The sequence below is a fragment of the Aequoribacter fuscus genome, from assembly GCF_009910365.1.
Classification (GTDB): domain Bacteria; phylum Pseudomonadota; class Gammaproteobacteria; order Pseudomonadales; family Halieaceae; genus Aequoribacter; species Aequoribacter fuscus.
In genome coordinates this window covers 278,724-290,696 of sequence record NZ_CP036423.1, presented here as the reverse complement: position 1 = coordinate 290,696, position 11,973 = coordinate 278,724, and the positions used below count along the sequence as shown (strand labels likewise).

General features: G+C 51.0%; 8 protein-coding genes. 1 reads left to right on the top strand and 7 read right to left on the bottom strand.

Annotation, left to right across the window (positions count from 1 at the left end):
- The first annotated feature begins 162 nt into the window (after positions 1 to 162).
- A complete protein-coding gene (locus tag EYZ66_RS01325; RefSeq protein ID WP_009575562.1) occupies positions 163 to 2,340 on the top strand; it encodes a PQQ-dependent dehydrogenase, methanol/ethanol family in 2,178 nt (725 codons plus the stop codon).
- A gap of 102 nt (positions 2,341 to 2,442) precedes the next feature.
- Here EYZ66_RS01325 and EYZ66_RS01320 read toward each other — a convergent pair whose 3' ends face one another.
- The 7 genes from EYZ66_RS01320 to EYZ66_RS01290 form a co-directional block, all read right to left on the bottom strand.
- On the bottom strand, positions 2,443 to 3,945 hold the full coding sequence (locus EYZ66_RS01320) for an MFS transporter (protein ID WP_160195559.1): 1,503 nt from the start codon (positions 3,943 to 3,945) through the stop codon (positions 2,443 to 2,445).
- A 366-nt stretch (positions 3,946 to 4,311) separates the two neighbouring features.
- Positions 4,312 to 5,325 carry an AraC family transcriptional regulator gene (locus EYZ66_RS01315; RefSeq protein WP_160195558.1) on the bottom strand — a complete coding sequence of 338 codons (1,014 nt, stop codon included), beginning with the start codon at positions 5,323 to 5,325 and terminating at the stop codon, positions 4,312 to 4,314.
- A gap of 355 nt (positions 5,326 to 5,680) precedes the next feature.
- Positions 5,681 to 6,514, bottom strand: coding sequence for an S-formylglutathione hydrolase (fghA, locus tag EYZ66_RS01310; protein ID WP_009575878.1), 834 nt, complete (start codon positions 6,512 to 6,514; stop codon positions 5,681 to 5,683).
- Positions 6,515 to 6,525: 11 nt separating this feature from the next.
- On the bottom strand, positions 6,526 to 7,626 hold the full coding sequence (locus EYZ66_RS01305) for an S-(hydroxymethyl)glutathione dehydrogenase/class III alcohol dehydrogenase (protein ID WP_009575877.1): 1,101 nt from the start codon (positions 7,624 to 7,626) through the stop codon (positions 6,526 to 6,528).
- Positions 7,627 to 8,259: 633 nt separating this feature from the next.
- Positions 8,260 to 9,543 carry a glycerate kinase type-2 family protein gene (locus tag EYZ66_RS01300; RefSeq protein ID WP_009575875.1) on the bottom strand — a complete coding sequence of 428 codons (1,284 nt, stop codon included), beginning with the start codon at positions 9,541 to 9,543 and terminating at the stop codon, positions 8,260 to 8,262.
- Between the two features lie 105 nt (positions 9,544 to 9,648).
- Positions 9,649 to 10,935 carry a serine hydroxymethyltransferase gene (glyA, locus tag EYZ66_RS01295; RefSeq protein WP_040816704.1) on the bottom strand — a complete coding sequence of 429 codons (1,287 nt, stop codon included), beginning with the start codon at positions 10,933 to 10,935 and terminating at the stop codon, positions 9,649 to 9,651.
- A gap of 49 nt (positions 10,936 to 10,984) precedes the next feature.
- On the bottom strand, positions 10,985 to 11,956 hold the full coding sequence (locus EYZ66_RS01290) for a 2-hydroxyacid dehydrogenase (RefSeq protein WP_009575873.1): 972 nt from the start codon (positions 11,954 to 11,956) through the stop codon (positions 10,985 to 10,987).
- Positions 11,957 to 11,973: the final 17 nt, after the last annotated feature.

Here is an 11,973-nt window from a genome sequence, read left to right as displayed (position 1 = left end):
TGTTACAGTGGGATATGCCTTGTCCAGTAAAGTTTTCAAGTAGAAGCAATCATCTAGGACAAATAGGCTTCGCCGGCACACTTTGTTTTGATTCCATAAAGTACCCAATCAATGTTCAAGTTGGCGATCTGGTAGGGAACCGGTCCCGAAAAGGAGTTATCTATGCTATATCGTAGTGGCTTGCGGTGGACGAACGGGCCCAACCGCACAGTACATATGATACTTCGGTTATCGCTGATTAGCGTCTTAGCAACAAGTTTTTCGATACAACTATGGGCAAGTTCTAAGTCACCCTCTTCAGTGGGTATTGAAAAGTCTACACGCAATATAGACACGGCTCGGATTGCTTCCCCGTCGGAAAGTAATTGGCTCAGCTATGGGCTTGATTATGATGAGCAACGATATAGCCGCCTGGCCCAGATAGACAGCGACAACATCACCGACCTTGGCCTCGATTGGCACTTCGATACCGATTACAACCGCGGGTTGGAGGCAACTCCGCTGGTAGTTGACGGCGTCATGTATGTGACCGGCAACTGGAGCGTTGTGTATGCGCTGGATGCTTCCGATGGCAGATTGATCTGGCGCTACGACCCAGAAGTACCTAAGGAGTGGGGGAAAATGGCCTGCTGCGACGTCGTGAATCGAGGCGTGGCCATTTATCAAGGAAAGGTTTTTGTCGGCACGTTAGATGCCCGTCTGGTGGCTCTCGAGGCTTCAACCGGCAGGGTCCTATGGGACATAAAGACGGCAGACACATCCAAGTACCCGTACACCATAACCGGAGCGCCCAGAGCCGCAAAGGGCAAAGTATTTATCGGGAATGGAGGGGCAGAATTCGGTGCCAGGGGATTTGTGAGCGCATACGATGCGGATTCAGGCGAACTGGTGTGGCGCTTCTATACGGTGCCAGGCAACCCCGAAGTCGGCCAGGAAAGCGAGGCACTTGAACAGGCTGCATTAACATGGACGGGAGAGTGGTGGAATGCCGGTGGCGGTGGCACCGTCTGGGATTCTATCGTTTATGACACTGATCTGGATCAACTCTATATAGGTGTTGGAAACGGGTCTCCCTGGAATAGGCGGGTAAGAAGTCCGCAGGGAGGCGACAATCTATTCCTCTCGTCGATCGTGGCACTTGATCCAGATACCGGCGCATATATCTGGCACTTTCAGGAGACCCCCGCTGAGACATGGGATTACACGGCCACTCAGCCCATCATGCTAGCAGAAATGAACTGGCAAGGTACGGCGCGCAGGGTGATATGGCACGCTCCCAAAAATGGCTTTTTCTTTATCATTGATCGGGAAACAGGTCAGCTCCTGTCCGCCGAACCCTTCGCAGAAGTAACCTGGGCTAGCCACTATAACCTGGCTACTGGCCGGCCGGTGGAAGTGCCCGGGATGGATTATTCTACCGAATCACAGTTCGTCGCGCCCTCTCCCTATGGGGCTCACAACTGGCACCCCATGTCCCATCATCCTGGAACAGGGCTGGTGTACATACCCACACTAGAGATCGACTATCTTTTCGAAGGCAACTCCAAGCCTCACCAATGGGGCCAATGGAACACGAATACCACCTACTCTGCCGATCTTATGGGAGATGATGCGCAGGACCAAAAAGACATCAGGCAGGCTGCCAGGGGCTTCTTAACGGCCTGGAATCCGCGTGACCAAAAAGCTGCCTGGCGCGTGAACCGTGATCTTGCGTGGAATGGCGGCACGCTCTCGACGGCCGGCGACCTGGTCTTTCAGGGCCGAGGGGATGGATATTTTGAAGCTCTTGATGCCCGTTCCGGGGCGTCACTGTGGACATTTCCAACCCAGGCGGGGATTGTAGGATCCCCGATAACTTATGCTATCGACGGCGTGCAATATGTAGCGGTGACCGTGGGTTGGGGTGGGATTTTGGGTCAAACCTATGGGCTGGATCTTGGCTCAGGGCTACAGCCTCCTCCCAGTCGAGTTCTGGCCTTCAAGGTAGGCGCGGGCCACGAACTGCCTCCGCTCAAGCCCGCCAGGAAACGACCAAAGCCCCCACCCAGAGTGACGGATGATATGAGTATCCTCAGCCAAGGCGCAGCTATCTACGCGGAATATTGTCAACGATGTCACGGACAGTTTGCCGTCAGTAACGGCCGCATTCCTGACTTGCGGCGCAGCGCTGAAGCTGTCTACAGCGCCTTCAATGTTATTGTGCTTGACGGTGGCTTGGAACAGCTGGGAATGCCGGCGTTTAAGGACGTACTGTCGTCGGACGACGCTCTATCACTTAAGGCATACCTGATCGATGCAGCGAATGATGACTGGGAGCAGCGACCCGTAAGTGCACAGTAAAGCGCCCCCAGAGGCAGGGGCAGGTGCTGGCTTGGATCAGATCTGGAACATCGAGGCATCCATACGGGATCCGATATATACCGATTAGCCAGTCCACCGGAACTACGTTGCTGATTCCCCTAGTTGTCTGGACCTCAGAGCAGCTTGGACTTCCCTGCTCCGTTCTCGGCTAACGCCCAATCGAGAGACCATCCACAAGGGAATGACCAGGATAATTGTCATTACAGGGCCAATCACGATACCAATGGAGGTAAGGATTGATTCCGGCACAGCTCCGGGAGCCATCGTTGCCTCAAGGCCAATGATATCCAGAAAGGGACCCACAAAAATGTAGCCAAATCCCATCACAAACTTCGCGGCAAAGGCCGCTACTGCAAATAGCACACCTTCTTGTCGACGTCCGGTGCGAAGTTCATGCTCGTCAGCAATGTCAGCCAGAATGGAGTGGTGTGAAATCGTGCAGAGTATGGAAAGAAAGGTATTAATTGTTCCCTGAATATATAGAAGCGCAAATAGAAAGAGAGTCCCGTTTTCAGGCGCCCAGTCCGTCATTCTGGCGACAATCAGCCAGGGAGTATTGATAATAAAGCCGATTACGGCAAATTTCAGGATAGTTTGTTTCTCCCAACGTTCAGATAGGTACTTCGTCGCTGGAAAGATAAGTCCTGCGGCCACCAGAGAGCCCGTCGAGAGAACAGACAGTTCGCCGACACTGACCTCCCAGTAGTACGTCATCGTAACCATAAACAACGCAGCGGTTATTCCAAAGGTGGCGCCGACACAGAGGTCCAGTACGATGAGCCTTCTAAAATTACTGTCATGGAAGGTCTCAATTGCATCACGAAGCACACCCATCGCGCCGGGGGTTGGCCGGTGACGGTTACCGACGGCGATTAGACGTGGGATGAAGCGCCATGTTCCCCTTATACAAGCAAAGCAGAAGATAATGACAATAATGCAGCATACCCACCCGTACTGCGTATAGTTTTCGACAATGAAACGACCATCTTGATCGTTCGTGCCTACGAAAAGAAGAGGTAATGCAATAACTGGTAGTAACATACCTGCGATCCAGCCGATGTTGGTTCTAAAGCTAACGATTGACGTACGTTCAGCATAGTCGTCGGTAATCTCTGCGCCCATTGCACCAAGCGGGATCGAGATCATCGTAAGAAAGGTTCTCAATAGAACTACAGAGACCAGTAACCAAGCGAACAAAGGCCATTGTGTGCCCTGTACAGCTTCGATAGGGTTAAAGATCATGACAAAGGACAGTCCAAGGGGTATGGTCCCGGCGATTAACATCGGGTGGCGTCGGCCCAATCTGGTGCGCAAGCGGTCAGACCATGACCCGATCAATAGATCCGATACAGCGTCCCACATAACACTGATGAATATCGCTAAGCCCGTCAAGGTGCCCGATAACCCCAACACCTGTTTGTAGAAGAGAAGAACGAACATGTTGAACGTGACATTCTTCACGGCGAGCGCCACGCTCCCGCCTCCGTAAAGGAACTTTTCAATAGTGGTGATGTGGTTGCTTACCGGCCCCGCTACGGGCTGTGTACTCGCTGAAGCAGCTGTAGTATTTATATTTTGGTTCATCGCTATTTCTTCAACTTTATCGGAGGCTCAAACCCATTACGCCGGGCGTACCTCCATCTCGTTATCGTTTTTACTGGCGACGTGTCTACTGCTTGACACTTGTATTTGACGCTATCTGATCCGTGCAGACATTGAACCTTTGAATTTTGATGAACCTCGCTGGTTTCTTATTCCATCGTCGGAGGTATCAGACAGTCGCGCTCCATTGTCCGGCGTGCGCCAACAAGGGTGAATGACCGAAATGGTCAAATCGTGACTTAATTGATCATCTTCAAAAATAGCCATGCCAGTTGAAACTGACAGACCTAAGACGATATCTCGACATCACATGGATTCGAGAGACAGTGTTGCTGAACTGAGGAGCACTTACGTAAATTTCTGCCGCTGTTGCTTTCGCCATGCTCCAGGTGCTATTCCTTCCCTTCTCTTGAATGATCGAACAAAACTTGCCGCCTCGGAGAATCCCAACATATCAGCTACTTCGTCGACTGTTTTTGTTGAGCTCAAAAGCATCACACAGGCTAAAGAATGTAATGTTTCGGCTCTCACTTCCCTGAAGGTTGTTTCCTCCTCACGCAACCGGCGCCGTAAGGTACTACTCGAAATCCCCAGGGTCTCAGAAACCGTTTCCTCACTGTGATTGACCTTACGAGCAAATGATATGAGATCATGAACTCGATTAGTAAAGGAAGACCGTCTTTGATCGACTATTCCTTGAAGTTCAATCTTGGCACGTTGGTACGCCCACTTATCGGACATTCTCAGTGGTTCAAGAAACAGCGTGTTTTCAAATGAAATAGAGTACACATCCGAACCAAACTGTACCGGGCATCCAAAAAATTCAGCATAAAATGGTGCATCATTGGGGGCTTCTATCATACAAGTAACCTGGGTGGGTACTATGTCTCTGCCAAGCATTTCAGTAAACCAGATTTTTAGAGAAGCGAGCCCGCGGATCGCGCAAAAGTGTTGGCATGCGGCCGGCAACGCATGGGGTAATATCAAAAACTCGACTGATCGCTCATGCGGTTGCGCGGCGACTTCGCATGTCCACAGAGAAATTGAGTGATAATCTGCTGACACTTGCAGTGCGTGAAAAATATTGCGGCACGACAGCATTGCATATCCGAGCGTGCCTAATGTCGTTATATGTACTCTACTCGCCGCGGTGAGCGCCAGTGAAAATCGCACATGCCTCTCAACGAGTCTCTCTATATAGGCCAGCTCCTGCCACATAAATATTTCAGCATAGGGCTGGTATATACTGTCTCGGTCTACGTCAATGCCTGCCAGCAGCTGATCGACCGGAAGCTTGGCCTCCTCGGACAGATCCAAAAGCACCCTAAAAGCCGAAGCGTCACGCTTAGCATCTCGATCCATGTCAGTTCACCCGCGATTTTATTGTTTTAATGATGCCGTGGCCTTCTATTTGCAGTTGTCGAAGGGTAGCTTACGTTCATAATACGGTAGGAGTGCCTGAAAACCAGCACCCTACGATAATTGATACTTAAGAAGTATAGATCGAATCAGGCCACCAGTGAATCATGCCTTATGTCTCTATACATCGAAAGAAACTCAACAGGCATTAGTCTAGACAGTTAATTCACGATTCCGGGAGTCTAGAAAACTGCGCCCGATACCTATGGGATATGGTGGACATGCATGCGGGAGAAAGTGGTCAATAGTTTCCTATCTAGCATGTAGCAACGAAGAGAAGCCGTGGTTTTCTGACTAACTACAGATAGTTAGCATGGAAATCAATGTGCTCGCCAATAAATGATGCGACAAAATAGTAGCCGTGATCGTAGCCGCCTCTCATCCTCACGGTGGCAGGGTAGTCATACTCACTTAATGCTGACTGTAGTTCATCCAACCCCAGTTGCTCTTCTAGAAACTCGTCCTCATCACCCTGATCAATGAGGAGCGGTAAGCGTTCCTCTGAGGTCGCCACGAGTTTGGTGGCGTCATATTGGCGCCAGGTGGCGCGATCAGGACCAAGATAGTTATTGAATGCTTTCACACCCCATGGACAATCCATAGGATTACAGATGGGGGCCATCGCTGACACTGAGCGGAATCGTCCCGGGTTCTTTAGGGCAATCGTAATTGCGCCATGGCCGCCCATCGAATGTCCAAATATACTCTGGCGCGCGGAGTCAATTGGCAGCTCATTAACAATAAGAGTACTGAACTCATCAACTACGTAGTCATACATATGATAATTTTTCTGCCAAGGTAGCTCTGTTGCGTTCAGGTAGAATCCGGCGGACAAGCCAAAATCGTAAGCACCATCGGGGTCGTCAGGAACGCCTTCTCCCCTTGGGCTGGTATCAGGAGTCACGATTGCTATGCCGCGTTCAGCGGCATAGCGCTGGGCACCTGCCAAAAATGGGAAGGTGTTGTCTCTACCTGTCAATCCCGAAAGCCAGATCAAAAAAGGCACCTTATTCTTTTCGGCTGCGGGGGGCAGGTAAACACCGAAGGACATTGTACAATTCAGGGTTTCAGAGTCATGTCGATACCGAATCTGGCGGCCACCAAAGCAGGTACTACTTTCAATCTGTCTCATGTTTCCAGCCATCAGTAGGTAATAACTGAGCGAATGCCATCGCCTTGGTGCATCAGGTCAAACGCTGTATTGATCTTCTCCAGGGGCAACGTGCGAGTAATCAGCTCATCGATATCAATTTTTCCGTCCATGTACCAGTCTACAATTTTCGGTACATCCGTGCGTCCTCGAGCTCCCCCAAACATAGTGCCCTTCCAGGTTCGACCATAAAGGAGATGATATGGGTGCCCTGTGAACTCGTTGCCGTCTACTCCGATGACACAACTTTCTCCCCATCCAATGTGACACGCGTCCATCGCTTGCCGCATGGCATCAACATTCCCAATGCACTCAAAGGTATAATCGAGCCCTCCTCCCGTCATTTCCCTCAAATGTCCCGCTACATCGTCCACGTCTCTGGGGTTGACAAAGTCGGTCATCCCGAACTGGGTCGCGAGATCAGCTTTGGCAGGATTGATGTCCACGCCGATAATCCGACCTGCCCCTGCCATTTTCGCACCCTGAATCACATTGAGCCCGATGCCACCCAGGCCCCAGACGGCGACACTGGCGCCAGCCTCAACTTTCATTGTAAATATGACAGCACCGATGCCGGTTGTTGCTCCGCAGCCGATATAGCAAACTTTGTCCAATGGAGCGTCCTTACGGATTTTGGCCAAAGCAATCTCAGGTACGACAGTAAAGTTGGAAAAGGTGGAACATCCCATATAGTGATAAACAGGGCGTCCTTCATAGGAAAATCGACTAGTCTGGTCGGGCATCACTCCTCTAGCCTGTGTTTCCAACAACGCACTACACAGGTTTGTTTTCGGATGTAAGCAAAGATCGCACTCCCTACACTCGGGTGTATAGAGCGGAATTACATGGTCGCCTGGCTTTAGGCCATGGACGTTTCCGCCGACTTCCCTCACTATTCCGGCGCCCTCGTGGCCTAAGACGACAGGAAAGTACCCTCCAGGATTTCTCCCGTCCAATGTATAGGCATCGGTATGGCAGACTCCCGACGCCACTATCTCGACCAGGACCTCACCTTTTCTAGGAGCCGCCAGGTCAAGCTCGACAATCTCAAGCGGTTTGTTTGGCTCAAACGCCACAGCGGCCTTAGTTTTCATAGATAGTATCCAAGTCATTGTGCAAGTTAGGGGGGCCTATTGGCAATCACCCCTGAAATTCTTATGCGTAAAGGTCAAGTGCTCAACACCACACCAAAATCCTTTGTCTGGATTGATTCGTCGATCGCCATATACTGAAAATCGTTCCGAACGAACCATTCCATTTACTAGCCGACATTCTCGATAGCTGTCCGACTCAGCGGAATGACATATTTGGTCAAATAATGTCATTTTCGACCTTCGGACTTCCGGCATCCGTCTGCCAGACAAGACGGGACGAATCCAGCTAAACGACAACACAATGAAACATATCTGTGCCTGAATATGTTTGGCATCCCTACAAACAATTTGATTCTCGACAAGGCCTTTAGCAAATATGGATATGAATTGTCTGGGGATCTTTTCTAAGATATCAGACAAGACTCATGTTCTTTTTCAGCGACTCTTGTCGTCAACGACAGACGGCGATGGGCGTTCTACTGTAGTTGGAGGCGTACTGTGTTGAACACGTTACCCGTGAGCAGTTTTAAGTTGGCAAAGCCATTAAATCAGGAAAACGAGCGTCTTGCTTATGCCGATTTTCGCACGAAGGAGATTGAGCTCGGCGTACATCTTCCGCTTCTATATGTTGCTTCACCCAGAGGCAGAAAGGAGTAGAATCTGTACGTCGGCGACATTGGTGCCCGTTGCTCCCGTAACTAGTAAATCACCGGAGCTCTTTAGAGCGGCATAACTGTCGTTGTTCTCTAGTAAGGCGAGAGGGTCTTGACCACGCGCCCGAATACGAGAGACTGTTTCAGCATCGACAATACCACCAGCTGCATCTGTTGGTCCGTCTCGGCCATCGGTGCCTCCACTCAAAAGCACCCAATCGCGATTAAGGGGCAACGAATCAGCGATAATCGCTACACGCAAAGCCAATTCCTGATTTCTCCCTCCCAATCCAGTTCCCCGCACATCGACCGTCGTTTCACCTCCAAACAGAAGAGCGGCCGGGGACTGGCTCAGAATGGAACGACCCGCATGTAAGATACCCTGTGCTGCAGTAGCAACATCTCCAATCAATTGATCGGATACTACTTTGACCGCACAGTATTTTTCGGCCGCACGCTTGGCTGCACTGAGGCTAAGTTTGTTGGAACCGATCAAATGGTTAACGACGATTGAATTCCTAAAGCCTTCCTCCTGGTTGCTCCCAAGCGCTGCAAGGATGCTACTAGGGACTCGATTCGCTAGATTAGATTTCTTGAGGACGTGCATTGCATCAACCGGCGAGCCGATGGCGGCGGCTGTCGGCCCACTGGCAACAACGCGTAAATCATCACCAATGACATCGGAAAGGATATAGGCTGTCACCGGTGCAGGCGCTGCGAGGCGAGCTAATCCCCCTCCTTTTAGCCTGCTAACTTGCTGCCGCACCAAATTCATTTCGGTGATATCAAGTCCAGCGGATAGCAATAACTGGTTAAGCGCAATCTTGTCCTCAAGGGTCACACCCGGGACAGGTGCCGGAAGCAATGCCGAACCGCCCCCTGATATCAATACGATGACCTGATCAGGTGGTCTGGTAGTCTCAAGCAGCTCTAATACGCGGTTGCCCGCGAGAATGCCATTGGCATCCGGCAACGGATGGGACGAACGAATGATTTCTACCCCAGGTACATCCGCTTGGTTACCGTAATGGGTCACGAGAAGCGCCTGACGCTCGCCCACCACATGGGGTAACGCTTCTCTTAGCATTTCTGGCGCGGCCTTACCGATTGAAATTAGGAACGTTCTCCCGCCCTCGGCGGGTATTGGCAGCGGGTGGGTCACCAACGTGCGCTTCAAGGCCTCTGCAGGATCTGCTGCAGCCACCGCGCAGTCAAATATTGATTTCGCTCGAGCCCTGAGATTTTCGGTCGTTGCCAGATTCATGGTGAGGCTCTGTGGACATCCTGAAAATGCCGCCCATCGAGCTCGAGCGCCCCGGAGGCATAAAACAAATGCCAATCTGGGGTGTTCTGCGACTCCATCGTACAGCTAATAGATAGGATAACGCGCACAAAGTTTTGACACTTTTTCGCGCACACTCGATTCAATTGTGTCGTTGGCGTCCTCGCCATAAGTGGCAAGGCCATCGACTATCTCAACAATCCAATCAGCGATGTCTCGAAACTCCTGCTCTCCAAAGCCACGCGTAGTACCAGCCGAAGTCCCCAAGCGGACTCCTGAAGTGATCGTAGGCTTCTCAGGATCAAAGGGAATCCCATTCTTATTGGTAGTAATGCAGGCTCGGGAGAGCGCTTTTTCGACCCTATCTCCGGTAACTCCCTTTGAACGCAGGTCCACCAGCATAAGATGGGTATCTGTGCCCCCCGTTACTATATCCAGGCCACCCTTGATCAGCTGATCGGCCAACGAGTCTGCGTTTAAGCGCACTTGACGTATGTATTTTTTGAAGTCCGGGCGCAATGCTTCACCGAACGCTACCGCCTTGGCAGCAATGACATGCATTAGAGGACCACCCTGTATACCCGGAAATATCGCGCTGTTAACTTTCTTGGCGATTGATTCATCATTGGTCAGTATCATTCCGCCACGAGGTCCGCGCAGCGTCTTATGCGTCGTGGTGGTTACAACATGCGCATGCGGAAATGGAGAAGGATGCTCGCCTGCAGCTACCAATCCGGCAAAGTGGGCCATATCGACCATTAAATAGGCGCCAATTTCATCGGCGATTGCGCGCATGTGTTCAAAATCTATTACCCTGGGAATAGCGGAACCACCGGCGATGATCAGCTTCGGAACATGGACACGCGCTAACGCTTCAACTTGATCATAGTCAATTCTGTTATCTCGTGGACTTACACCATACTGAACTGCTTCGAACCACTTTCCGGACTGGTTCGGCGCCGCCCCATGGGTAAGATGGCCTCCAGAAGCCAGGTTCATCCCCATAATCGTACAGCCGGGTTCGAGAAGGGCCTGGAACACTCCCTGATTAGCTTGGGAACCGGAGTTGGGCTGGACGTTAGCGAAGGCACAACCGAACAGCTCTTGGGCTCGTTCAATTGCCAGGTTCTCAGTGACATCTACATGTTGGCAGCCCCCATAGTATCGTCTGCCTGGATAACCTTCTGCGTATTTGTTCGTCAATACGGTACCCTGCGCCTCCATAACGGCTTTGGAGACGATATTCTCAGAGGCAATCAGCTCTATCTCATCTCGTTGTCTATGCAACTCATCCTGGATGCTCGCATAGACTTCAGGATCGCTATCTGCCACGCCTTCTGTAAAGAAGCCAGCCAATTTTTGACGTGTATTCATCTTAAAATACCCGAATAGTGAATAGAGATTAAACGCAAGTGCTGACACGCTAAATAACGCGATCTCTGGGCTCTCGTCCTTCGAAAAAGTCATCCAGATTCTCAATTACGCGAAATCCCATAGCCTGACGAGTCTCAAGAGTTGCGCTGCCTAGGTGTGGCAGCAGTACGGTCTTACCACACTCCAGCAAACTCGCATTGATTATTGGTTCACCCTCGAAGACGTCCAGGGCTGCCCCGCCAATGCTGCCATCTTCTAGCGCTTCGGCGAGAGCGAACTCATCAATAACTTCGCCTCGGGCGGTGTTGATGATGTATGCATCTCTATTCATAAGGCGCAGCCTTTCCGCGTTGATAAGGTGGCGATTGGATGAACCGCCGGGACAGTGTAACGATAGAAAATCACATTGCGGTATCAGCTCATCTAATGTGTCCACCTGACGTGCACCGCACTCGGCAAGAGCTTTACTACTTATGGCACTTCGATTGTAAACAACAACGTTCATGCCGAAGCCATGATGCGCACGGCGAGCTACTTCCTGGCCAATTCTTCCGAAACCGATAATGCCCAATCTCTTTCCTGACACCTTCGTGCCGACCATGTGTGTTGGCGCCCAACCCGACCACTTACCCGAGCGCAATTCCCGCTCGCCTTCGCCGGCGCGGCGGGCTACCATCAACATCAGCATTATAGTCAGATCGGCAGTGCACTCCGATAAAACACCTGGTGTGTTTGTTACTGTCAATCCCAGGGCGCGAGCTGACTCTTCACAGATATGACTGTAACCGACACCGAAATTTCCCAGAAACCTCGTCTTAGGTGAGGCGACATCTAGTACTTCAGCGTTCAAGCTATCTGTGACGGTTGGCAATATAGCGTCATACTTTATGAGCGCCTCTTTAAGCTCCGTCGGAGTTAGTGCTCTATCCTGCCTGTTGAATGTAGTATCGTATGTCTCGGACAGTCGGGACTCGACGGCATTTGGCCAACGTCGAGTCACAAATACTGATGGTTTTCCCATCACTAAAACCTCTTTGA

What these genes read in the sequence shown, in the direction of transcription:
- EYZ66_RS01315 (WP_160195558.1), bottom strand. Translation starts at nt 5,325, where the DNA reads ATGGATCGAGATGCTAAGCGTGACGCTTCGGCTTTTAGGGTGCTTTTG.
- EYZ66_RS01300 (WP_009575875.1), bottom strand. Translation starts at nt 9,543, where the DNA reads ATGAATCTGGCAACGACCGAAAATCTCAGGGCTCGAGCGAAATCAATA.
- fghA (WP_009575878.1), bottom strand. Translation starts at nt 6,514, where the DNA reads ATGAGACAGATTGAAAGTAGTACCTGCTTTGGTGGCCGCCAGATTCGG.
- EYZ66_RS01320 (WP_160195559.1), bottom strand. Translation starts at nt 3,945, where the DNA reads ATGAACCAAAATATAAATACTACAGCTGCTTCAGCGAGTACACAGCCC.
- EYZ66_RS01325 (WP_009575562.1), top strand. Translation starts at nt 163, where the DNA reads ATGCTATATCGTAGTGGCTTGCGGTGGACGAACGGGCCCAACCGCACA.
- EYZ66_RS01305 (WP_009575877.1), bottom strand. Translation starts at nt 7,626, where the DNA reads ATGAAAACTAAGGCCGCTGTGGCGTTTGAGCCAAACAAACCGCTTGAG.
- EYZ66_RS01290 (WP_009575873.1), bottom strand. Translation starts at nt 11,956, where the DNA reads ATGGGAAAACCATCAGTATTTGTGACTCGACGTTGGCCAAATGCCGTC.
- glyA (WP_040816704.1), bottom strand. Translation starts at nt 10,935, where the DNA reads ATGAATACACGTCAAAAATTGGCTGGCTTCTTTACAGAAGGCGTGGCA.